The 21,771-nt window shown below is 72.7% G+C and carries 18 protein-coding genes; 14 read left to right on the top strand and 4 right to left on the bottom strand.

Features of this window, described 5'->3' with window-relative positions; translation table 11 throughout:
* Window positions 1-23 precede the first annotated feature (23 nt).
* On the bottom strand, window positions 24-716 hold the full coding sequence (locus ACFOY6_RS05900) for a fumarylacetoacetate hydrolase family protein (RefSeq protein ID WP_379636445.1): 693 nt from the start codon (window positions 714-716) through the stop codon (window positions 24-26).
* Between the two features lie 129 nt (window positions 717-845).
* On the opposite strand from ACFOY6_RS05900, the gene ACFOY6_RS05905 reads away from it, so the two are divergent.
* The 8 genes from ACFOY6_RS05905 to zwf all read left to right on the top strand — a co-directional run bounded on the left by ACFOY6_RS05905 (window position 846) and on the right by zwf (window position 10,456).
* On the top strand, window positions 846-1,565 hold the full coding sequence (locus ACFOY6_RS05905; RefSeq protein WP_379649494.1) for a FadR/GntR family transcriptional regulator: 720 nt from the start codon (window positions 846-848) through the stop codon (window positions 1,563-1,565).
* Between the two features lie 121 nt (window positions 1,566-1,686).
* Window positions 1,687-2,601, top strand: coding sequence for an L-threonate dehydrogenase (ltnD, locus tag ACFOY6_RS05910; RefSeq protein WP_379636441.1), 915 nt, complete (start codon window positions 1,687-1,689; stop codon window positions 2,599-2,601).
* A 2-nt stretch (window positions 2,602-2,603) separates the two neighbouring features.
* A complete protein-coding gene (otnK, locus tag ACFOY6_RS05915) occupies window positions 2,604-3,869 on the top strand; it encodes a 3-oxo-tetronate kinase (RefSeq protein ID WP_379649496.1) in 1,266 nt (421 codons plus the stop codon).
* A gap of 13 nt (window positions 3,870-3,882) precedes the next feature.
* Window positions 3,883-4,644, top strand: a complete 762-nt coding sequence (locus ACFOY6_RS05920) for a DeoR family transcriptional regulator (protein ID WP_379649498.1) — start codon at window positions 3,883-3,885, stop codon at window positions 4,642-4,644.
* Window positions 4,645-4,692: 48 nt separating this feature from the next.
* Entirely contained in the window at window positions 4,693-5,652 is a 960-nt protein-coding gene (gene denD, locus ACFOY6_RS05925; protein WP_109518127.1) for a D-erythronate dehydrogenase, read from the top strand.
* Window positions 5,653-5,765: 113 nt separating this feature from the next.
* Window positions 5,766-7,181 (top strand): GntP family permease, encoded by a 1,416-nt coding sequence (locus tag ACFOY6_RS05930; RefSeq protein WP_379649501.1) that lies wholly within the window; start codon window positions 5,766-5,768, stop codon window positions 7,179-7,181.
* Between the two features lie 129 nt (window positions 7,182-7,310).
* Window positions 7,311-8,876 carry a GMC family oxidoreductase gene (locus ACFOY6_RS05935; protein ID WP_379649503.1) on the top strand — a complete coding sequence of 522 codons (1,566 nt, stop codon included), beginning with the start codon at window positions 7,311-7,313 and terminating at the stop codon, window positions 8,874-8,876.
* Between the two features lie 101 nt (window positions 8,877-8,977).
* A complete protein-coding gene (gene zwf / locus ACFOY6_RS05940; RefSeq protein WP_379649505.1) occupies window positions 8,978-10,456 on the top strand; it encodes a glucose-6-phosphate dehydrogenase in 1,479 nt (492 codons plus the stop codon).
* 6 nt (window positions 10,457-10,462) lie between these two features.
* Here the strand turns inward: zwf and ACFOY6_RS05945 are convergent, their stop codons facing one another.
* From ACFOY6_RS05945 to ACFOY6_RS05955, 3 genes are all read right to left on the bottom strand, one after another.
* Window positions 10,463-13,111 carry an HWE histidine kinase domain-containing protein gene (locus ACFOY6_RS05945; protein ID WP_379649507.1) on the bottom strand — a complete coding sequence of 883 codons (2,649 nt, stop codon included), beginning with the start codon at window positions 13,109-13,111 and terminating at the stop codon, window positions 10,463-10,465.
* Window positions 13,112-13,398: 287 nt separating this feature from the next.
* Complete coding sequence (gene hydA, locus ACFOY6_RS05950) at window positions 13,399-14,853, bottom strand: dihydropyrimidinase (RefSeq protein WP_379649509.1); 1,455 nt, start codon at window positions 14,851-14,853, stop codon at window positions 13,399-13,401.
* Window positions 14,854-15,020: 167 nt separating this feature from the next.
* The gene (locus ACFOY6_RS05955) at window positions 15,021-15,797 is read right to left on the bottom strand and encodes an SDR family NAD(P)-dependent oxidoreductase (RefSeq protein ID WP_379649511.1); all 777 of its coding nucleotides are present in this window, start codon (window positions 15,795-15,797) and stop codon (window positions 15,021-15,023) included.
* Window positions 15,798-16,081: 284 nt separating this feature from the next.
* On the opposite strand from ACFOY6_RS05955, the gene ACFOY6_RS05960 reads away from it, so the two are divergent.
* The 6 genes from ACFOY6_RS05960 (at window position 16,082) to ACFOY6_RS05985 (ending at window position 21,770) form a co-directional block, all read left to right on the top strand.
* Window positions 16,082-16,900, top strand: a complete 819-nt coding sequence (locus ACFOY6_RS05960; protein ID WP_456316931.1) for an IclR family transcriptional regulator — start codon at window positions 16,082-16,084, stop codon at window positions 16,898-16,900.
* Window positions 16,900-17,904, top strand: a complete 1,005-nt coding sequence (locus ACFOY6_RS05965; RefSeq protein WP_379649513.1) for a 2-dehydro-3-deoxygalactonokinase — start codon at window positions 16,900-16,902, stop codon at window positions 17,902-17,904. Before ACFOY6_RS05960 ends, ACFOY6_RS05965 begins: the two co-directional genes overlap by 1 nt.
* Window positions 17,901-18,554, top strand: coding sequence for a 2-dehydro-3-deoxy-6-phosphogalactonate aldolase (locus ACFOY6_RS05970; protein WP_109518135.1), 654 nt, complete (start codon window positions 17,901-17,903; stop codon window positions 18,552-18,554). Before ACFOY6_RS05965 ends, ACFOY6_RS05970 begins: the two co-directional genes overlap by 4 nt.
* 115 nt (window positions 18,555-18,669) lie before the next feature.
* Entirely contained in the window at window positions 18,670-19,641 is a 972-nt protein-coding gene (locus tag ACFOY6_RS05975) for a Bug family tripartite tricarboxylate transporter substrate binding protein (protein ID WP_109518136.1), read from the top strand.
* 59 nt (window positions 19,642-19,700) lie between these two features.
* Entirely contained in the window at window positions 19,701-20,204 is a 504-nt protein-coding gene (locus tag ACFOY6_RS05980) for a tripartite tricarboxylate transporter TctB family protein (protein WP_379636409.1), read from the top strand.
* A gap of 36 nt (window positions 20,205-20,240) precedes the next feature.
* Window positions 20,241-21,770 (top strand): tripartite tricarboxylate transporter permease, encoded by a 1,530-nt coding sequence (locus ACFOY6_RS05985; protein ID WP_109518138.1) that lies wholly within the window; start codon window positions 20,241-20,243, stop codon window positions 21,768-21,770.
* Window position 21,771: the final 1 nt, after the last annotated feature.

Raw genomic sequence — 21,771 nt, forward strand, 5'->3', positions numbered from 1 at the left:
GTTTCCGGCCGCCGAGGCGCCGGTCAGACGGTCTGGTAGGTGACCTTGATCTCGCCCACGCCCTCGCAGACGCCGTGCAGCGCATCGCCCGGCTTCACGGCGCTGACGCCGGAGGGGGTGCCGGTCATCAGCAGGTCGCCCGGCAGCAGCTCCACGTAGCGGGAGAGGTAGGCGATCGATTCCGGTACGGTCCAGATCATCTGGTTGAGGTCGCCGGTCTGCTGCACCTTGCCGTTCACCGTGACCTCGATCTTGCCCTTCTCCGGGTGGCCGATGCGGGCGGCGGGCACGATCTCGCTGATCGGGCAGGACTGGTCGAAACCCTTCGACAGCTCCCAGGGGCGGGAGAGCTTCTTGGCCTCGGCCTGGATGTCGCGCCGCGTCATGTCGAGGCCGATGGCATAGCCATAGACATGGGAGAGGGCGTCCTCCACCGCGATGTCGCGGCCGCCCTTGCCGATGGCCACGACCATCTCGATCTCGTGGTGCAGGTCCTTGGTCTGCACCGGGAAGGGCAGGGTGCCGCCGCCCGGCACCACGGCGCTCGCCGGCTTGGCGAAGAAGAAGGGCGGCTCGCGGTCCGGGTCATGGCCCATCTCGCGCGCATGGTCGGCGAAGTTGCGGCCGACGCACCAGATGCGGCGGACGGGGAACACGCCCTCCTCGCCCTGGACCGGCACCACGGCCTCCGGCGGCGGCTCGACGACGTAGCGCATGGGCGTAACCCTCCTCCTGGCGCGCCGCCCTTGCGGCGCGAAACCAATTCGCCGATTGGTTAGAAGGGTCGGGGCGGCGCGTCAACCGCCCTTGGTGCGGCCGGGCGCCGTGCCCTAAAGGCAGGGGCCATGCGGAACGAGCGTGACGAGAGCGGTGCGGCGGGGCAGGGCGGCGCGCCGGTGCTGACCCTGCTGCAGGCCTATCTGGCCAAGGCCAGCCTGCCGGCCAGCGGCCGCCTGCCGCCCGAGCGGGCCCTGGCGCAGGAGCTGGGCGTCTCCCGCGCCGAGCTGCGCCAGGCGCTGGCGGCGCTGGAGCGGGACGGGCAGCTCTGGCGGCATGTCGGCAAGGGCACCTTCCTGGGATCACGGCCGCTGGCTGCCATCGGCGGGGTGGCGGAACTGGCGGCGCGGAGCAGCCTGGAGGAGGTGCGGCAGGCCCGGCTGGTGCTGGAGCCGCAACTGGCCGCCCTGGCCGCCCGCCACGCCACCCCGCGCCAGCACGCCGCGCTGCGCGCCGCGCTGCGCGATGGCTGCGCGCCCGGCCAGTCCTGGCGCGGCTTCGAGGGGCAGGATGCGCGGCTGCACCGCGAGATCGCCGCCGCGGCCGGCAACCTGGCGCTGCTGCACCTGTTCGACCAGCTCGCCACGCTCCGCCGCACCCTGACCTGGGACCGGCAGCGCCTGCGTCCTGGCGGCCCGCCGCCCGACCACCCCTCCTTCGCCGAGCACGCCCGCATCGTCGGGGCGATCGTGGAGGGCGATGCCGAGGGCGCGTCGGCGGCGATGGCCGGGCATGTCGGCCATGTGCACCGGCTGATCGAGGCGGAGCCGCCACGCACGGCGCCTTGACGCCAGTGTGTTCGGATTTGTGAAAATTTGGTGGCGGAGCGATTTACAGCCCGGAAGGCTGTGACTATGAGGGCGGCACCGTACCGGTCATGCACAAGTTTTAACACCGCGAGGTTCCGCCATGCCGCCCAGCAACGCCTACCATGTCTGTGTCGTCGGGCTGGGCTCGATGGGGATGGGGGCGGCGCGTTCCTGCCTCGCGGCGGGGCTGCACACCTACGGGGTGGACCTGAACCCGGCCGCCACCAGCGCGCTGCGCGAGGCGGGTGCCGCCGAGGCCGGCACCAGCGCCCTGCCCTTCGCGGAGAAGCTGGACGCGGTGCTGCTGCTGGTGGTGAACGCCGCGCAGTGCAAGGCCGTGCTGTTCGGCGAGGACGGGCTGGCGGCGAAGCTGCGCCCGGGCACCGGCGTCATGGTCTCCGCCACCATCTCGGCCGAGGACGCGAAGGAGATCGCCGCCGGCCTCACGGCGCATGGCCTGCTGCCGCTCGATGCCCCGGTCTCGGGCGGCGCCGTCAAGGCGGCGGCGGGGCAGATGACGGTGATGGCCTCCGGCTCCCGCGCCGCCTTCGACCGGCTGCGCCCGGTGCTCGATGCGGTGGCCGGCAAGGTCTACGAGATCGGTGAGGAGATCGGCCTCGGCGCCACGGTGAAGATCATCCACCAGCTGCTGGCCGGCGTGCACATCGCGGCGGGGGCGGAGGCGATGGCGCTGGCCGCCCGCGCCGGCATCCCGCTCGGCACCATGTACGAGGTGGTGACCAACGCCGCCGGCAACAGCTGGATGTTCGAGAACCGCATGAAGCACGTGGTCGATGGCGACTACACGGCCAAATCGGCGGTGGACATCTTCGTCAAGGATCTCGGCCTCGTCACCAAGACGGGGCTGGCGATGAACTTCCCGCTGCCCCTCGCCACCACCGCCTACACCATGTTCGCCAACGCCTCCAACGCCGGCTACGGCAAGGAGGACGACGCGGCCGTCATCAAGACCTTCGCCGGCATCCAGCTTCCCGGCGTGAAGGGGGAGAAGTGAGCATGCGCCTCGGCGTCATCGGCGACGACTTCACCGGCTCCACCGACATCGCGGGCTTCCTGGTGGCCAACGGCCTGCGCACCGTCCAGCTCAACGACGTGCCGGACGACGCGCTGCAGGTGGAGGCCGATGCGGTGGTGATCAGCCTCAAGACCCGCTCCTGCCCGCCGGAGCAGGCGGTGGAGCAGAGCCTCGCCGCGCTGCGCTGGCTGCAGGCGCGCGGCTGCCCGCAATTCTTCTTCAAGTACTGCTCCACCTTCGACAGCACGCCCAAGGGCAATATCGGCCCGGTGACGGATGCGCTGCTCGCCGCGCTGGGCGAGGATTTCACGGTGATCTGCCCGGTGCTGCCGGTGAACGGCCGCACCATCTACAACGGCTATCTCTTCGTGAACGGCGTGCCGCTGCATGAATCCGGCATGCGCCACCACCCCGTTACGCCAATGACGGACAGCAACATCATGCGCGTGATGGAGGCGCAGTCCGAGGGCCGCGCCGGCAACGTGCCGAGCACAGTGATGGACCAGGGCCCCGAGGCGGTGTGCGCTGCCCTGGCGAAGCTGAAGGCCGAGGGCGTCCGCTACGCCGTGCTGGACGCGCTGAACGATGCCCACCTCGTCACCATGGGGCAGGCCGTGGCGGGGATGAAGCTCGTCACCGGCGGCTCCGGCCTCGCCGACGGCATGGCCCGCGCCTGGACGGAGCTGCGCGGCGACGCGGCGCAGGCGGCCGAGGCCGGCCGCCCGGTGGCCGGGCGCGCCGTGGTGCTCTCCGGCTCCTGCTCGCAGATGACCAACGCGCAGGTGGCGGCCTACCGCGCCGAGGCGCCGTCCCTGGCCGTCGATGTCGCGCGCTGCCTGGAGGATGCAGGCTATGCCGCCGAGCTGGCCGCCTGGGTGCAGGCGCAGCCGCGCGAGGGCCTGGCGCCGCTGGTCTATGCCACCATGCCGCCCGATGAACTGAAGGCGGTGCAGGAACGCTTCGGCGCCGCCCGCGCCAGCGAGGCGGTGGAGCACACCTTCGGCGCCTTGGCGAAGCTGCTGGAGGCGGCGGGCTTCGGCCTGTTCATCGTGGCGGGCGGCGAGACCTCGGGCATCGTCACGCAGTCGCTCGGCATCCGGGGCTTCGCCATCGGGCCGCAGATCGCGCCCGGCGTGCCCTGGGTGCGGGCGGTGGGCAAGCCGCTCTCGCTGGCGCTGAAGTCCGGCAATTTCGGCCAGGAGCGCTTCTTCTTCCAGGCGCAGGAGATGGTGGCGGACGCCACCTGACGCACCGCCGCGCATGATCCCCGCCGAGCGCCAGAACCTGATCGTCTCCCGGCTGGAAAGCCGCGGCGTGCTCAGCATCGCCGAGCTGACCGAGCTGCTGGGCGTGTCGCACATGACGGTGCGGCGCGACCTGCAGCAGCTGGAGCGGGCGGGGCGCGTCACCACCGTGGCGGGGGGCGTGCAGCTGCCGGAGAAGATCCTCACCGAGCCCTCGCACCTGGCCAAGGCGCGGCTGCGGCACGGGGAGAAGGTGGCCATCGGGCGGCTCGCCGCTGCCATGGTGCGCCCCGGCGCCGTGGTCTATCTGGATGCCGGCACGACGACGCTGGAGATCGCCCATGCCCTGGCCGGGCGCGACGACATCTCGGTCGTCACCAACGACTTCGTCATCGCCTCGCACCTGATGCGCAACGCCGCCTGCCGCCTCTACCACACCGGCGGCGAGGTGGAGCGCGAGAACCGCTCCTGCGTCGGCGACCCGGCGGCGGAGGCGGTGCGGCGCTTCAACTTCGACATCGCCTTCATCTCCACCTCCTCCTTCGGCATGCGCGGCGTCTCCACGCCATCCGAGAACAAGGTGGCGGTGAAGCGCGCCATCGTGCAGAGCGCGGATGAGAGCGTGCTCGTCACCGACAGCACGAAGTACGGCAAGCTCGGCACCTTCAACGCGGTTCCGCTGGAGGCGCTCTCGGCCATCGTCACCGATGCCGGCCTGCCCGACACCGTCCGGGACGCCATACGGCGCGCCGGCATCACCCTGCACATCGCCGGGTAGCCCGCGCCATGCCGGCCGCCCGCAGGACCTCCTGACAGGACAACACGCATGAAGATCATCGTCACCGGCGGTGCCGGCTTCCTGGGCACGCGGCTGATCAAGGCGCTGCTGGCGCGCACCGGCCAGGTGGAGGGGCTGCCCGCCTTCGATGCCATCGTCTCGGTGGACCTGGCGCCCTGCACGGTCGAGGACCCGCGCGTCACCTCCGTCACCGGCAATGTCTCGGACCCCGCCTTCATCCGCGCCGCGGTGACGCCGGACACGGTGGCCGTCTATCACATGGCCGCCGTGGTCAGCGGCCAGGCGGAGGCGGATTTCGACCTCGGCATGAGCGTGAACCTCGACGGCACCCGCGCCCTGCTGGAGGCCTGCCGCGCCCTCGGCACCGCGCCGCGCTTCGTCTTCGCCAGCTCCCTCGCCGTGTTCGGCGGGCCGATGCCCGAGGTGGTGCCGGAGGATCTGGCGCTGCTGCCGCAATCCTCCTACGGCGCGCAGAAGGCGATCGGCGAGCTGCTCGTCAACGACTATTCCCGCAAGGGCTTCATCGACGGCCGCGTCTGCCGCCTGCCCACCATCGTGGTGCGGCCGGGCAAGCCGAACGCGGCGGCCTCCTCCTTCGCCAGCGGCATCATCCGCGAGCCGCTGAACGGCGAGGCCTCCAACTGTCCGGTGCCGCCGGAGACCCGCATGTGGATCTCCTCGCCGGCCACCGTCATCGACAACCTCGTCCACGCCATCACCGTGCCGGGCGGGAAGTTCGAGGGGCGGCGCACGCTGAACCTGCCCGGCCTCTGCGTCACCGTGGCCGGGATGCTGGAGAGCCTGGAGCGCGTCGGCGGCGCCGCGGCGCGCGCCCGCGTCACCGCGCAGCCGGAGCAGCGCATCATCGACATCGTCTGCAGCTGGCCGGGCGATTTCGACGTGGCGCGCCCGCTGGCGCTGGGCTTCACCCGCGACACCGATTTCGACGCGGTGGTGCGCCAGTACAAGGACGAGTTCATCGGCTGAAGGGCCGGGCGGGGGAAAGGGCCGGGCTTCTTCCCCCGCGCAAGGATACGGACGCGCGGCGGGCGTGGGTCGCCCGCCGCCAATGACGAGAACGTTATCGGAGAAGAGTCCCCATGAACGGTGCGGCTAGCACAGTCGGCCCGGCGGCGATCGTCGGCCTTGTCTTCGGCATCGCCCTGCTGATCTTCCTGGTGCTCCGCACCAAGATCCACGCCATCCTGGCGCTGGTCATCGCCGCCTCCATCGCCGGCCTCTCCGCCGGCATGGCGCCGGACGCGGTGGTCGGCTCCATCACCAAGGGCTTCGGCGCCACCCTCTCCACCATCGGCCTCGTCATCGGCTTCGGCGTGATGATGGGCCGCATCCTGGAGGTGACGGGCGCGGCGGAGCGGCTGGCCATCACCTTCGTCCGCTGGCTCGGCGAGAAGAAGGAGGAATGGGCGATGATGGCCACCGGCTACATCGTCTCCATCCCGATCTTCTGCGACAGCGCCTTCGTCATCCTCAACCCGCTGGCCCGCGCCCTGGCGCGCAACTCGGGCAAGTCGGTGCTGACCATGGGCATCGCGCTGGCCGGTGGCCTGATGCTGACGCACCACGCGGTGCCGCCGACGCCGGGGCCGCTCGGCGCCGCCGGCATCTTCGGCGTCGACATCGGCATGATGATCCTGTGGGGCATCGTGCTGACCCTGCCGGCCACCTTCGTGCTGATCTGGTACGCCCGCGCCATGGGCCCGCGCATCGAGGCGATGATCCTGCGCGACACGGGCGAGCCCCTGGGCGGCAACGCGGCGGCGGCCTTCGGCCAGTTCAAGGAGGCGGCGGCGAAGCGCGAGAGCGAGCTGCCCTCCCTGACCCGCTCGGTGCTGCCGATCCTGGCGCCGATCCTGCTGATCTTCGTCAACACCGTCGTCACCGGCATCGCCAAGGCGAGCGGCGACCCGGCGATGGCGCAGTCCACCCTGGTGCAGCTCTGCGCCTTCATCGGCAATCCGGTGATCGCGGTCGGCATCGGCGTGGCGCTCGCGGCCTATGGCCTGGCCGGCCACATGACGCGCGACGAGGCGGTGGGCGAGATGGAGAAGGGCGTCGAGAGCGCCGGCATCATCATGCTCGTCACCGGTGCCGGCGGCGCGCTGGGCGGCGTGCTGCGCGACAGCGGCACCGGCCAGTACATCGGCGAATGGGTGGCCACGCTGCCGCTGCCGGCGATCCTGATCCCCTTCGTCATCGCCACGCTGGTGCGGCTGATCCAGGGCAGCGGCACGGTGGCCATCATCACCGCCGCCTCCATCTCGGCGCCGATCCTGGCGCAGATCGAAGGGGTGAACCTGGCGCTGGCGGCGCAGGCGGCCTGCATCGGCTCCATGGTGTTCGGCTACTTCAACGACAGCTACTTCTGGGTGATCAACCGCATCCTCGGCGTGAAGAACGCCAAGCACCAGTTGCTCACATGGTCGGTGCCCACCACGCTGGGCTGGGCCACGGCGCTGGTCACGCTGCTGGTGGCCAACGCCATCGTCGGCTGAGGCGGGGCGGAGAGCGGCGGCGGGCGGGCGGGGCGAAGGTCCCGCCCGCCTTTTTCATGGGCTTTCCGCTTCCGCCCCGGCTGTTACGCTGCGGCCCGACCCCATCCCCGCGCGAGGACGCCGCACCGCATGACAGACACCACCCCCTATGATGTCATCATCGTCGGCGCCGGCTCGGCGGGCGCGCCGCTGGCGGCGCGGCTCTCCGAGAACCCGGCCCGCCGGGTGCTGCTGCTGGAGGCGGGGCGGGACTGGCGGGCCGCTGAGGCGCCGCACGCGCTGCGCAGCGCCAACATCGTTCCCTTCATGCACGACCCGGCGCACCAGGCGGACTGGCAATGGCCGGGGCTGATGGCGCGCCGCACCGCCGCACAGGCGCCGCGCTTCTACTGGCGCGGCCGCGCCCTCGGCGGTTCCTCCACGGTCAACGCGCAGATCGCCATACGCGGCGTGCCCGCCGCCTTCGACGCCTGGGCCGAGGCCGGCTGCGAGGGCTGGTCCGCCGCCGAGGTGATGCCGCTCTTCGGCGCCATCGAGGACGACCCGGAGATGGGCCGCCCCGGCGGCCCGCTGCCGGTGCACCGCGCGCCGCCCGCCGAATGGGGCGCGGTGGACCGTGCCTTCCGGGATGCGGCGCTGGCCGCCGGCTACCCCTGGAAGCCTGACCAGAACGCGCCGGAGGGCGAGGGCGTCTCCTGCCATCCGATCAACAGCCGCGACGGCCGGCGCGTCACCACCAACGACGCCTATCTGGAGCCGGCGCGCGGCCGCCCCAACCTGGAGATACGCGGCGGCGCACTGGTGGACCGCGTGCTGTTCGACGACGCCCGGCGCGCCCGTGGCGTGCGGCTGCGCTTCGAGGGGGAGGGGGGCTGGCGGGAGATCGCGGCGCGGGAGGTGGTGCTCTGCGCCGGCGCCATCCACAGCCCGGCCATCCTGATGCGCTCCGGCATCGGCCCCGCCGCGGCGCTGCGCGCGCTCGGCCTGCCGGTGCTGCACGACCAGCCCTCGGTCGGCCAGAACCTGATGGACCACCCGATCCTGCGCGCCGGCTTCGCCCTCGCGCCGGAGCACGCGGCGCGCGGCGCCGATGCGCGCCACACCAACTGTGCCCTCACCTACAGCAGCGGCCTGGGTGGCGGCGGCGAGCGGGACATGATCATGGTGGCCTACAACCATCGCGGCCTGTCCGGGGCGGAGCCGGCGCCGGCCGGCGCGGTGGCCGTGGCGCTCTACGACGCCTTCTCGCGCGGCGCGCTGCGCCTCGTCTCGCCCGACCCGTCGGCGCAGCCCGAGGTGGAGGAGAACATGCTCTCCCACCCCGCCGACCGGCTGCGCCTGCGCGACGGGGTGCGGCGCCTGGCCGCGCTGCTGCGCCAGCCGGCGCTGGCCGCCCTGGCCCCCGCGCCGGAATTCGGCGAGAGCGGCCTGCCCTTCGCCGAGGCCGCTGCCCTGCCCGACGATGCGCTGGACGCGCTGATGCTGCGCGAGGCGGGCGATATCCAGCACGCCGCCGGCACCTGCCGCATGACCGCGCATGAGGACCCGCGCGGCGTGGTGGACCCCGAGCTGCGCGTGCGCGGCGCCGAGGGGCTGCGCGTGGCGGATGCCTCGATCATGCCCACCGACTGCCGCGCCAACCTGCACTTCACCTGCGTCATGATCGGCGAGGCGCTGGCGCGGCGCATGGGCTGAAAGGTTTAACGGCGGCGCGGTGGTGGCCGCCGGCTGCCTTCCCCTACACTGCCCGTCCGCCGGCCCTGCCGGCGGACGCCCGAAACCGGCTGGAGTTCCGCATGGCCCGTATCCTTCCCGTCGCCTCCTTCGACTGCGTCGTGTTCGGCGCGACCGGCGACCTGACCATGCGCAAGCTGCTGCCGGCGCTCTACCACCGCTTCCGCGACCGGCAGTTTCCGGAGACGAGCCGCATCATTGGCGCCGCCCGCACCGCCATGGACGAGGAAGCCTATCGCCGCATGGCCGAGGACGCGCTGCGCCTGCACGTGCCGGCCACCAGCCTGGACGCGGCGGTGCTGCAGGATTTCCTGCGGCTGGTGCACTACCGCCAGGTGGATGGCGCGGGCGAGGAGGGCTGGCCCGCCCTGATCGCGCTGCTGGAGGAGCGGCCGGAGCAGGTGCGCCCCTTCTACCTCGCCACCTCGCCCGACCTGTACGGCGCCATCTGCCAGCGCCTCGCCCGCCACGGGGCGCTCGGGCCGCTGTCCCGCGTGGTGCTGGAGAAGCCCATCGGGCGCGACCTGGCGACGGCGCGCGAGATCAACCAGGCCGTGGGCCAGGTGCTGCCCGAGGCGCAGATCTTCCGCATCGACCACTATCTCGGCAAGGAGACGGTGCAGAACCTGCTGGCGCTGCGCTTCGCCAACCCGATCTTCGAGCGGCTCTGGCACGCCGACATGATCGACCACGTGCAGATCACGGTGGCCGAGGAGGTGGGCGTCGGCGGCCGCGGCGGCTACTACGACCGCGCCGGCGCGCTGCGCGACATGGTGCAGAACCACATCCTCCAGCTTCTCTGCCTGCTGGCCATGGAAAGCCCCATCTCCCTCGACGCAGACGCGGTGCGCGACGAGAAGGTGAAGGTGCTGCGCGCGCTGCGCCCCATCGCCCCGCACGAGGCGCACCTGTTCAGCGTGCGCGGGCAGTACACGGCGGGCGCCATCGCCGGGCAGCCCGTGCCGGGCTACCGCACCGATCTGGGGCTGGAGGCGCCGAGCCTGACGGAATCCTTCGTCGCGCTGAAGGCGCAGGTGAATTCCTGGCGCTGGGCGGGGGTGCCCTTCTACCTCCGCACCGGCAAGCGCATGCCGCGCAAGATGTCCGAGATCGTGCTGGAGTTCCGCACCCCGCCCTTCAGCATCTTCCCGCGCGAGGCGGCGGGGATGCAGCCCAACCGCCTGCTGATCCGGCTGCAGCCGGAGGAGGGGATGCGCCTCGAGATGATGACCAAGGAGCCGGGGCCGGGCGGGCTGCACCTGCGCCCCACCGGCCTCGACATCAGCTTCGAGAAGACCTTCGGCCAGCGCTACCCGGATGCCTATGAGCGGCTGCTGATGGATGTGGTGCGCGGCAACGCCACCCTGTTCATGCGGCGCGACGAGGTGGAGACCGCCTGGCAGTGGGTGGAGCCGATCCTGCAAGGCTGGGAGGACCGCCCCGAGGCGCCGCGCCCCTATGCCGCCGGCAGCTGGGGGCCGAGCGCCGCCATCGCCATGATCGAGCGCGACGGCCGCACCTGGTACGAGAGCCTGGAGTAAGGCGGCTCAGCCGCAGCCGCGCAGCAGGCGCGAGGGCGGCGGGGCGCCGCGCAACGGCTCGGGTGCGACGGGGGGGCGGGGCGCTGTGCTGTCCAGCAGGCGCCGCAGCGCCCCGCCCAGCGCGCCGGAGGCCAGCGGCTTGCGCAGCAGCGCGGTGCGCCCCTGGCCGTCGCCCGCCGCCCAGCCGCCCGGCATCTCCCCGTAGCCGGTGACGAACAGCACCGGCACGCCGCGCCGCACCAGCAGGTCGGCCACCGGGAAGGCGGCCTGGCCACGCAGATTGACGTCCAGCACCGCGAGGTCGAGCGGCGCCTGCTCGGCCAGCTGCATCGCCTCGGACAGGCTGGCGGCCGGGCCGGACACCACGCAGCCCAGCGCCGTCAGCGTCTCGGCCAGCTCCAGCCCCACCAGCGCCTCGTCCTCGGCCAGCAGCACGCGGCGGCCATGCAGCACCGTGGCCAGTGAGGCTGCCTCCTCCACCGGCGCGGGAGGAGACAAGGGCGGGAGGGGGGCGCGCGCCTGGCGGATCGAGACGCGGTCCGGCGCCACGGTCAGCACGCAGGCCAGCCCGGTGGGGCGCCAGTCGAAGGCCAGGCTGCCGCCCAGCTGCCCGGACACCGCCACCTTGATCATGCGCGAGCCGAAGCCGCGCCGCGTAGGCTGGCCGGCGACAAGCGCCGGGCCGCCCAGCTCGGTCCATTCCAGCCGCAGCGCCCCTCCCGCGGCGCGCTCCCAGGACAGCGTCACGCGCCCCTGCGGCGTGGAGAGCGCGCCATGCCGCGCCGCGTTGGAGGCCAGCTCGTAGAGCACCATCGACATCGGCTGCACCACCTCCGGCGCCAGCCGCACCACGGGCCCGGAGAGGGCCACCCGCCCGCCCGCCGCATAGGCGGCCAGCTCCGCCTCGGCCAGCTCGCGCAGGTCGCTGCCGGCCCAGCGTTCGCGCGCCAGCAGGGTATAGGCCCGCGCCAGCGCGCCGACACGGCCCTCCACCGCATCGGCGAAATCCGCCGGATGGTCCGCCCGCGTCAGGCGGATGATGGACTGCACCAGGGCCAGCGCGTTCTTGGCGCGGTGGTCCACCTCCTGCATCAGCAGCACCTGCCGCTCCTCGCTGGCGCGGCGCTCCGTGATGTCCTCGCCCGAGGCGAGCAGGGCCAGGAAGTTCCCCTCCGGGTCGCGCAGCGCCGTGCTGCGCCAGGCGACCAGGCGCTCCTCGCCATCGGGCCGCAGCACCGGCAGCAGGTCGGGCTCCGGCGCGTCCTCGGCCCCCTCGTTGATGGCCCGGAAGGCGGCGCGGGCACGCGCCTGCCAGCGGGCCGCGACAAAGCCGGCGAACCAGTCCTGGCCCAGCACCTCCGCCTCCTCCGCCAGGCCCAGGATCTCCAGCCCATGGCGGTTGATGCCCTGCACGGCGCCTTCCGGGCTCAGCACCAGCAGCATGGTGCCGGCCGCGTCGAAGTAGAGCCGCGCCCGGTCGCGCTCGGTGCGCAGCGCGGCCATCATCTCCAGCGCGGCGGCGGCGCGCCCCTCCGCCATGGCGCGCGCCCGCATCGCCGTGGTGGCCTGGCCCATGGCCTGGCGCAGCGTCTCGAACTCGGCGACGGTGAAGGGGGAGGAGGCGGCGGGGACAGGGCGGCCGGCGGCCACCGCCTCGGCCTCGGCGGTCAGCGCGTCCAGCGGCGCCAGGAAGCGGCGCGCCCGCCATGCGGCCAGCAGCATCGCGGCCAGCAGCAGCGCCAGGCCGCCCAGCGCCAGATTCAGCAGCGGGCTCTGCCACGCCATGTCGTAGGCCTGGCGCGGCATGGTGACGGCGGCTGCCCAGGGCACGCCCTCGAGCCGCTGGAAGGCGAGGACGATGCCCGCCCCCTCGATCGAGGGCCCGGCCGTGACCCCTCCCTCTTCCCTGGCCAGGGCCTCCGCCACCCAGCGCGGCGCCACCTGGCCAACCTGGCTCTCATGCGCGACGGAGCGCGCCACGATGCGCCCGCTCTCCACCTCGATCAGCCCGGCGATCTGCCCCTCGCGGATCTGCCCCAGCAGCGTGGCCAGCCGCGCCGGCTCGAAGGCCAGGATCAGCACGGTGCGGGGGCCGGCATCCTCCCGCAGCGGTACGAACGCCGCCAGGATCGGCCGCTGCACCGTGCCGCCGGTGAACAGGCGGTCGCTGAGCACCGCCTCGCCGGTCTCCAGCGCGCGGGTGATCCAGGGCAGGCCGCGCGCCCGTGGCAGGGGCTGGCCCAGCGGATGCAGGGTGTTGAGCAGCTGGCTGCCATCGGCCTGCGCCAGCACCACCCAGCCGCCGAAGGCCTCGCCCACGGCACGGGCCTGGGCGTAGAAGCCGGAGAGGGCGGCAGGGCCGCCCGGCGAGCGGTCCAGCGAGCCGGCCAGGGTGACCGCGGCGGTGATGGCGGTGGTGAGCTGCTGGTCGATGGCGGCGGCCGTGGCGCGGGCGGTGCCGCGCAGCCCCGTCTCCGAGGCCTGCCGGTAGGCGGCGCCGAGTTGCCAGGCCGTCAGCCCTCCTGCCAGGAGGGCCGGCAGCAGAAGGGCCAGGCACATGAGCACCAGATGCAGCCGCAGGCCCAGAAGGGTGGCGCGATATCCGGGATGCGGCGCCGCGACACCGTTCGGGCCGCCCCCCTTCTGTTCATTCACGATGAGCCGGCCCCCGATGCACCATGCGCCATGCGGGCGCTGATGCACCCTGTTTCTCCGTCGGAGGATGACAAAGGAAACGTTGGGGGGGCAATGAATTCATAGTCATCAAAATGTACGAAGTATTATTTTTTTGCTGAACTTTCCGGGAGGATTTCACCTGTAATCCATATTCGCATTGCCCCTTTCGCGCTGGGAACGGGGCTGTTCCGTCACGATACTGGCGCAGGACACAAGTTCAGGGCGGACTTTCCACGGAAGGCGCCCCGGGGGGCGCTCCGCACCGCTCAGAGCAGGGTGCGATCGACGGGGTTGAACGGCGTCGGGAAGACGCCGCGCGGGGCGATCATGGCGTAGGGCCCGCGCGGCAGGAACTGCCCGTGCCCCTCGGCACCGACCAGCGCGCCGCCCTCCACCACCGGCACGCCGCGCACCAGCGTCACCTCGGGCCAGCCGGTCACCTCCATCCCCTCATAGGGGGTGTGGTCATTGTCGTGCAGCATCAGCGCGTTGGTCAGCGTCACCTTGCGGGTGGGGTCCCAGATGGCGATGTCGGCATCGGCGCCGACCGCGATGCTGCCCTTGCGCGGGTCCAGGCCGAACAGCCGCGCCGGGTTGGTGGCGGTGATGGCCACGAAGGTCTGCAGGTCGATGCGCCCCTTCGACACCCCCTCGCTGAACAGCAGCGGCATGCGCGCGGCAAGGCCCGGCAGGCCGTTCGGTATCCGGGTGAAGGGGGCGTCCTCGCCGAAGGCCGTCTTGCCGTCCGGCCCGGCATAGCGGGTCGGCGCGTGGTCGGAGGTGACGTTGGAGAGCACGCCGCGCCGCAGCGCCTCCCACAGCGCCTCCTGGTCGGCCACGGTGCGCGGCGCCGGGCTGCACAGGAACTTGGCGCCCTCGAGGCCGGGGCGGTCGAGGTCGTCGGCGGTGAGGACGAGGTATTGCGGGCAGGTCTCGGCCCACACCTTCAACCCGCGCGCCTGGGCGCGCTCGATCTCGGCCGCGCTCTCGGCGCCGCTGACGTGGAAGATCTGCACCGGCGTGTCCAGCGCCTCGGCCATGGCGCAGACGCGGTGGACGCATTCGCGCTCCACCACCATCGGCTTGGCCCAGGCATGGTGCTTCGGCAGGGTCAGCCCGGCGGCGAGCAGCGCCTCGGTGTAGAAGGCGATCATCTCGTGGTGCTCGGCATGCACGCAGACCAGCGCGCCGAGCCGGCGCCCCGCCGCCAGCACGCGCAGCGCCTGCGCGTCGGTGATGCGCGCGCCCTCATAGGTGAGGAAGATCTTCAGGCTGCGGTGCCCGGCCTCGACCAGGGCGGGGAGCTGCCGCTCCAGCACCTCCGGCGTCGGATCGGTCAGGATGATGTGGAAGGCGTAGTCGATGCGGCTGCGCCGGGCGCGCGCCATGTGCTCGGCCACCGCGTCCGTGGCGGACCTGGCGGCGCTCTGGCGTGCGAAGCAGATGACGGTGGTGGTGCCGCCCGCCGCGGCCGAGGCGCTGGCGCTGGCGAAGCTGTCGGCGCTGGCGGTGGGCGGGCTGCGCGGCTCCTCGATATGGGTGTGGGTGTCCACCCCGCCCGGCAGCACCAGCCTGCCGCCCGCCTCGATCTCCCGCGCGCCGGGGCCGAGGCCGCGCGCCAGGGCCGCCACCTGCCCGTCGCGCACGCCGATATCGGCCTGGAACACGTCGCTCGCCGTCGCCACGGTGCCGTTGCGGATGACGAGATCGAATTCGGGCATGCTTGGCCTCCCCCCAGGGTTCGCGTCCCGGGGCCGCCCCCTGGCGGCCGCGGTGACTCCAGGGCCGGCGCGGCAACCCGCATGCCGGCCCACGCGGCAGCCTGCGGGTGGCGGGGCGGGGGCGCAAGGCCGCGCCCCCCCCGCAGGGCCTCAGGGCATGGGTGGCCTCAGGGCATGAACTGCCCGCCATTCACGTTCAGCACCTGGCCGGTGATGTAGCCGCTGCAGGCGTGCGAGGCGAGGAACAGGAAGGCCGGCGCGCATTCCTCCGGCCGGCCGAAGCGCCCCATCGGGATGCCCTTCGAGATGTTCGCCTTCACCTCCTCGGACTTGTCGGCGTGGAAGGCGGTGTCGAAGGTGCCGGGCGATACGGTGTTGAAGCGGATGCCGTCGGCGGTGTGGAAGTTCACCCAGTTCTTCTGGATGTTGTGCAGGAAGGCCTTGGCGGCGCCGTAGAGGCTGGCGCCGGGGCCGCCGCCGGCATCGGCCGCGATCGAGCCGACGAGGATGACGGCGCTGGTCTGCCCGCTCTGCGCCGCCGCGGCCTTCAGGCGGGGCAGGGCGGCGCGCGTCACGGCGAGGGCCGAATAGGCGTTCACGTCCATCACCGTCTCGTAGAAGGCGCGGTCGATCTCGGCCAGCGGCTTGCGGCCGACCAGCCCGCCGGCATTGTTCACCAGCACGTCGATGCCGCCGAAGCGGGCGGCGAACGCCTCCACCATCGACTGCGCCGCGCCCTCATCGGCGGCATCGCCCTGAAAGAAGGCGGCCTCGCCCTCCAGCGCGTTCAGCCGCGCCAGCGTGGCCTCGAGGTCGGCCGGCACCTTGCGGCCGTTCAGCCCGACCTTGGCGCCGGCGCGCACGAAGGCCTCGGCCGCCGCCAGGCCGATGCCCTGGGTGGAGCCGGTGATCAGGACGCGGCGGCCCTTCAGGTCGTGGAACATGCTGCTCTCCATGCGCTGCGGCCCGGCGCGGAACGGCGGGCATCGGGTGGTGCGGCGGAACGGGCGAACCCATTTTCCTCGCCGGAACTCTCAAATAGTGGTAATAGCATAAATTATATGAGGCATAGCTAGGCGGCTGGCCAGAGGGCCGTCAAGCGCAAGCCGCGGCCCAGCCACCCCGGCGGGCTGCGGAATCAGGGAGGATGGGAGATAAACTCCCACTATTTGGAACATGTATCATCTATTTGACACAACAATCCCACTGCGCCTAAGCAGCCGGCGTCATGGCAATGGCTGAACCGGTGGACGGCACGAGGATGGAAAGCGAGGCCGGGCGGCCCCAGGCCGCCGGCACGCAGACCCTGCTGCGCGGGCTGAAGGTGCTGGAATGCGTCGCCGGCGGCATCTGCGACGTGCAGGGCATCGCCGCCGCGCTGGGCACGCCGCGCAGCACGACGCACCGCATCCTCAACAGCCTGGTGACGGCGAAGTACCTGCACCACCTGCCGCACAAGGGCTACCTGCTGGGCCCGATGCCGATCCATCTCGGCAACCGGGCGCTGGAGCAGCGGCCGCTGGTGGCGCTGGCGCAGCCGCATTGCGAGGCGCTGGCGCGGCAGACCGGAGACACGGTGCATCTCGGTGTGGCGGACGGCGCGGAGGTCGTCTACCTCGTCAAGATCACCAGCACGCGCGGCTTCGAGATGCGCTCGCGCGTCGGGCAGCGCATGCCGCTGGCCACCACGGGCATCGGCAAGGCGCTGATGCTGGGCGTGCCGCCGCAGCGCTGGCGCGCGCTCTACGACGCCGCCATCGCGCTGAACGCGCGCCACCCCGAGCGCCCCGCGCCGACCCCCTGGCCGCTCTACGAGGAGCGGATGCGCGCCTATCTGGCGCGCGACGTGGTGTTCGACCTGGAGGAGAACGAGGTGGGCATCCGCTGCGCCGGCGCGCCGGTGCGCGAGGTGGGCGGGCGCGTCAGCGCCGCCATCAGCGTCGCCAGCGCCATCCCCTTCATGCCGGAGGAGCGGCTGGAGGAGATCGCGCCGCTGGTGCGCGCCGCCGCCGATGACATTTCCCGCGAGCTGGGCTGGAGCCGCTGATGCCGCCAACCGTCGATCCCGTCCTGATCGCGCTCGACTGGGGCACGTCGAGCTTCCGCGCCTTCCTGATGGGTCAGGGCGCCACGGTGCTGGACCAGCGCGGCAGCGCCGAGGGCATCACCAACCTGCCGCGCCCCGGCGCGGAGGGCTTCGTGGACGTGTTCACCGCGCAGTGCGGCGCCTGGCTGGCGCGCTGGCCGGGCCTGCCGGTGGTGGCCGGCGGCATGGTGGGCAGCGCCCAGGGCTGGCGCGAGGCACCCTACGCCGAATGCCCCGCCGACCTCTCCGGCCTGGCCCGCGCGGCGGTGGAGGTGGCGGCGCCCGGCGCCCGCATCCTGATCGCCCCCGGCGTGCTCAGCGCCCCGGCGTACGGTGCGCCGGACGTCATCCGCGGCGAGGAGATCCAGGTGGCCGGCGCGCTGCAGGCGCATCCGGCGCTGGCGGCGCGGGCGCGCTTCCTGATGCCCGGCACCCATTCCAAATGGGTGTCGCTGGAGGCTGGCCGCATCACCGGCTTCGCCACCTACATGACGGGCGAGCTGTTCGCCGTGCTGTGCCGCCACTCCCTGCTCGGCCGGCTGATGCCGGAGGGGGAGCAGGCCGCGCCGGAGGCGGCGGCGGAAGCCTTCGCCCTCGGCCTGCGCATGGCGCGGGAGAGCGGGCCGGGCGACCTGGCGCACCAGCTCTTCGCCACCCGCACCCTCGGCCTGACGAAGCGCCTGCCCCCCGCCGCCCTGGCCGATTTCCTCTCCGGCCTGCTGATCGGGCACGAGGTCGTCTCCGGCCTCGCCCATACCGGCGCGGCCGAGGCGGGGCTGCCGCTGGCGCTGATCGGCGAGGGCACGCTCTGCCGCCGCTACGCCGCCGTGCTGGAGAGCCTCGGCGCGCCGCCCGCCCTGCTGCTCGGCAACACCGCGCCGGCCGGCCTGTTCCAGTTCGCCATCGCCGCCGGGCTGGTCCGGCCCGCGCCCGCCGCCAACACGGCCGAGGAGGCCGCGCCATGACCGAATCTTCTCATGCCCCCCGCTTCGACGCGGCGCTGGCCAGCCTGCCCCTCATCGCCATCCTGCGCGGCCTGCGGCCGGAGGAGAGCGAGGCGGTGGCCTCGGTGCTGTACGAGGCCGGCTTCCGCCTGATCGAGGTGCCGCTGAACTCGCCCGAGCCGTTCGACAGCATCGCGCGGGTGCGCCGCCTGCTGCCGCCGGACGCGCTGGTGGGCGCCGGCACGGTGACGCGGGTGGCGGAGGTGGAGCGCCTCGCCGCCCTCGGCGCCGAGCTGGTGGTGATGCCGCATGCCGACACGGCGGTGATCGGCGCGGCGGCGCGGGCCGGGCTGCTCTGCACCCCCGGCATCGCGACGCCGACCGAGGCCTTCGCGGCGCTCGCCGCCGGCGCGGCCGCGCTGAAGCTGTTCCCCGCCGAGCTGGTGGGGCCGCCGGTGCTGAAGGCGATGCGCGCCGTGCTGCCGCGCGGCACGCGGCTGCTGCCGGTGGGGGGCATCACCCCCACCACCATGCGGCCCTTCCTGGCCGCCGGCGCCGCCGGCTTCGGCCTCGGCTCGGCGCTCTACGCGCCCGGCATGACGGCGGCGGAGGTGGCGGAACGCGCCCGCGCCTTCACTGCCGCCTGGCGGCAGGAAGCCGCCACGCCCTGAAACCCCGCCCGGCCGGCATGACGGCAGCAGGCCCAAGACCTGCGGGCCGGCCGGGCTTCCCCTCCTTCGCCCTCGCTTTCCACGAGGGCCCCACTGCTTCCGGGAGATGATTTCCATGGAACTGACCCACCGCTCCAAGCTCAAGCTGCTGGCCGGCCTCGGCGCCGCCGCCATCCTGCCGGCCGGCCCCGCCCTGGCCCAGGGTTACCCGCGCCGCCCGGTCGAGCTGATCGTGCCCTTCGCCCCCGGCGGCGGCACCGACCTCGTGGCGCGCGCCTTCGCCGATGCCGCCAAGGCGCATCTGGAGCGCGGCATCGGCGTGGTGAACCGCACCGGCGGCGGCGGCGCGGTGGGCCTGTCGGAAATCATGGCGGCGCGGCCGGATGGCTACAAGATCGGCCTCGGCACCGTCGAGCTGGCGATGCTGCCGCATATGGGGCTGGTCCGCTTCTCGGCCGACGACTTCCTGCCCGTCGCCCGGCTGAACGCCGAGCCCAGCGCGGTGACGGTGAAGGCCGACGCCCCCTGGAAGACCCTGGGCGAGTATCTGGAACACGCCAAGGCCAACCCGGGCAAGATCCGCGTCGGCAATTCCGGCACCGGCGCCATCTGGCACCTGGCCACCGAGGCGCTGGCCGACAAGCTCGGCCTCCGCTTCAACAACATCCCCTATGAGGGCGCGGCCCCGGCGGTGACGGCGCTGCTCGGCGGCCATATCGAGGCGGTCGCGGTCAGCCCGGCGGAGGTCTCGGCGCAGGTGCAGGCAGGCCAGATGCGCATCCTCGGCGTGATGGCCGAGCAGCGGCTGGAGGCCTTCCCGGACGTGCCGACCTTCCGCGAGAGCGGCACGGACCTCGCCATCGGCACATGGCGCGGCATCTTCGTGCCGAAGCGCACGCCGGCGGAGGTGGTGGAGACGCTGCGCCAGGTGGCGCGCCGCACCGCCGAGGAGCAGGCCTTCCGCGACACGCTGAAGAAGCTGAACCTCACCTGGGCCTATCTCGACGGCCCGCAATTCGCCGAGCAGGTCAAGGCGGAGGACGCCACCTTCAAGGCCCTGATGACCCGCATCGGCCTCGCGCGCTGAAGGCGGCGCCGCCCGCGCCGGCCCTGCCGGCACGGGCGGCGTTCCCAGGAGGGTTACCCATGAGCGACCAAACCGCCCCGCAGGACGGCGCCGCCGTCCAGAGCCGGGCCGACCGGCTGGCGCATCTCGTCATCGTGGCGCTGGTGGGCGCCGTGGCCGTCGGCGTGATCGTCACCGCGCTGGGCTTCCCCGCCTCGCCCGATCCCAACGACGTCGGCCCCGCGCGCTTCCCCATCCTCTACGCCACGGGGCTGCTGGGGCTGCTCGGCATCCTGCTGGCGCAGACGCTGCGGCAGCCGGTGGCCGAGGTGGCCGCGCCGGAGCGGCGGCATTACGGCCGCGTCGCCCTCGGCATGCTGCTGATGCTGGGCGCGCTGCTGGCGATCGGCACGGTCGGCTACTTCCCCACGGCCTTCGTGCTGCTGGCCGGGCTGATGGCGCTGATGGGCCAGCGCAGCCTGGTGTGGAACCCGGTGCTGGCCCTGGCCATCACCGCCGCCATCTACATCCTGTTCGACTACGGCCTGAACGTCCCGCTGCCGCCCGGCAGCCTGTTCGAATAGCGGCACCCCCACGCACCGCCCGGGAACCATCTGTCCATGGACAACCTGCACCTGCTGTGGGGGGGCGTGCAGACCCTCGCCACCCACCCGACGGCCATCCTGCTCTCCATCTTCGGCGTTGCGGCCGGCATCGTCATCGGCGCCCTGCCGGGGCTGACGGCGACGATGGGCGTCGCCATCCTGCTGCCCTTCACCTTCAGCATGGACCCGGTCTCCGGCCTGCTGATGATCTCGGGCGTGTTCTTCGGCGGCATCTATGGCGGCTCCATCCCCGCCATCCTGCTGCGCATCCCCGGCACCCCGGCGGCGGCGGCCACGGCGATCGACGGCTACGCCCTGGCGCAGAAGGGGCAGGCGGGGCTGGCGCTCGGCGTCGCCACCATCTCCTCCTTCATCGGCGGCACGCTCAGCGTGCTGATCCTGATCTTCCTGGCCCCCATCCTGGCCGGCTTCGCGCTGAAGTTCAGCGCCTCGGAAACCTTCGCGCTCGCCGTGTTCGGCCTCTCCATCATCGCCAGCATCTCGGGTGATTCCCTGGTGAAGGGGCTGATCGCGGGCTTCGCCGGGCTGCTGGTGGCCAGCATCGGGCTGGATCCGATGGGCGGCTTCCCGCGCTTCACCGCCGGCTACACGGAGCTGTTCACCGTCCCCTTCATCCCGGTGATGATCGGCCTCTTCGCCGCGGCCGAGGTGTTCAAGTCGATGGAGGAGGGCGAGCTGCGCGCCCGCGCCATGGCGCAGATCGGCCGGCTGCTGCCGAGCTGGCCGCAGCTGCGCGGCCTGACCGGCACGCTGCTGCGCTCGAGCGGCCTTGGCGCCTTCATCGGCGCGATCCCTGGCGCCGGCGCCGACATCGCGGCCTATGTCAGCTACAACGAGGCGCGCCGCTTCAGCCGCACGCCGGAGAATTTCGGCAAGGGCGAGATCGCCGCCATCTCCGCCTGCGAGGCCGGCGGCAATGCCTGCACCGGCGGCGCGCTGATGACGATGATGACGCTCGGCATCCCGGGCGACGCCGTCACCGCCGTGATGATGGGCGCGCTGGTGGTGCAGGGGCTGCAGCCCGGCCCGCTGCTCTTCACCGACCATGCCGAGCTGGTCTTCACCCTGCTGGCCGGCATGCTGTTCTGCTACCTGGTGCTGCTGGCGCTCGGCCTCGGCTCGCTGCGCTTCATCGGCCGCGTGCTGATGATGCCGCGCTCGGTGCTGATGCCGCTGGTGCTGCTGCTCTGCGTCGTCGGCGCCTATGCCATCAACAACAGCGTCTTCGACATCGGCATCATGCTGGCGGCAGGCGTCGTCGGCTATTTCATGCAGCGCTGGGGCTTCCCCGCCTCGCCGGTGGTGCTGGCGCTGATCATGGGGCCGATGGCCGAGGCCAGCTTCCGCCGCGCCCTCTCCCTCTCCAATGGCAGCTACGACTTCCTCTGGACGCGGCCGATCACCGTGGCGCTGCTGGCGCTGGCGGCGGTGACGCTGCTGCTGCCGCTGCTCCGCCGCCGCAAGGGCGGCGGGCCGGGCGGCACGCCGGAGGCGCTGCCGGCCACCGCCGCAGGCAAGGAATGAG

The sequence above is a fragment of the Teichococcus aestuarii genome, from assembly GCF_042651065.1.
Classification (GTDB): Bacteria; Pseudomonadota; Alphaproteobacteria; order Acetobacterales; family Acetobacteraceae; genus Pseudoroseomonas; species Pseudoroseomonas aestuarii.

What these genes read in the sequence shown, in the direction of transcription:
- ACFOY6_RS05900 (WP_379636445.1), bottom strand. Translation starts at nt 716, where the DNA reads ATGCGCTACGTCGTCGAGCCGCCGCCGGAGGCCGTGGTGCCGGTCCAG.
- ACFOY6_RS05905 (WP_379649494.1), top strand. Translation starts at nt 846, where the DNA reads ATGCGGAACGAGCGTGACGAGAGCGGTGCGGCGGGGCAGGGCGGCGCG.
- ltnD (WP_379636441.1), top strand. Translation starts at nt 1,687, where the DNA reads ATGCCGCCCAGCAACGCCTACCATGTCTGTGTCGTCGGGCTGGGCTCG.
- otnK (WP_379649496.1), top strand. Translation starts at nt 2,604, where the DNA reads ATGCGCCTCGGCGTCATCGGCGACGACTTCACCGGCTCCACCGACATC.
- ACFOY6_RS05920 (WP_379649498.1), top strand. Translation starts at nt 3,883, where the DNA reads ATGATCCCCGCCGAGCGCCAGAACCTGATCGTCTCCCGGCTGGAAAGC.
- denD (WP_109518127.1), top strand. Translation starts at nt 4,693, where the DNA reads ATGAAGATCATCGTCACCGGCGGTGCCGGCTTCCTGGGCACGCGGCTG.
- ACFOY6_RS05930 (WP_379649501.1), top strand. Translation starts at nt 5,766, where the DNA reads ATGAACGGTGCGGCTAGCACAGTCGGCCCGGCGGCGATCGTCGGCCTT.
- ACFOY6_RS05935 (WP_379649503.1), top strand. Translation starts at nt 7,311, where the DNA reads ATGACAGACACCACCCCCTATGATGTCATCATCGTCGGCGCCGGCTCG.
- zwf (WP_379649505.1), top strand. Translation starts at nt 8,978, where the DNA reads ATGGCCCGTATCCTTCCCGTCGCCTCCTTCGACTGCGTCGTGTTCGGC.
- hydA (WP_379649509.1), bottom strand. Translation starts at nt 14,853, where the DNA reads ATGCCCGAATTCGATCTCGTCATCCGCAACGGCACCGTGGCGACGGCG.
- ACFOY6_RS05955 (WP_379649511.1), bottom strand. Translation starts at nt 15,797, where the DNA reads ATGTTCCACGACCTGAAGGGCCGCCGCGTCCTGATCACCGGCTCCACC.
- ACFOY6_RS05960 (WP_456316931.1), top strand. Translation starts at nt 16,082, where the DNA reads ATGGCAATGGCTGAACCGGTGGACGGCACGAGGATGGAAAGCGAGGCC.
- ACFOY6_RS05965 (WP_379649513.1), top strand. Translation starts at nt 16,900, where the DNA reads ATGCCGCCAACCGTCGATCCCGTCCTGATCGCGCTCGACTGGGGCACG.
- ACFOY6_RS05970 (WP_109518135.1), top strand. Translation starts at nt 17,901, where the DNA reads ATGACCGAATCTTCTCATGCCCCCCGCTTCGACGCGGCGCTGGCCAGC.
- ACFOY6_RS05975 (WP_109518136.1), top strand. Translation starts at nt 18,670, where the DNA reads ATGGAACTGACCCACCGCTCCAAGCTCAAGCTGCTGGCCGGCCTCGGC.
- ACFOY6_RS05980 (WP_379636409.1), top strand. Translation starts at nt 19,701, where the DNA reads ATGAGCGACCAAACCGCCCCGCAGGACGGCGCCGCCGTCCAGAGCCGG.
- ACFOY6_RS05985 (WP_109518138.1), top strand. Translation starts at nt 20,241, where the DNA reads ATGGACAACCTGCACCTGCTGTGGGGGGGCGTGCAGACCCTCGCCACC.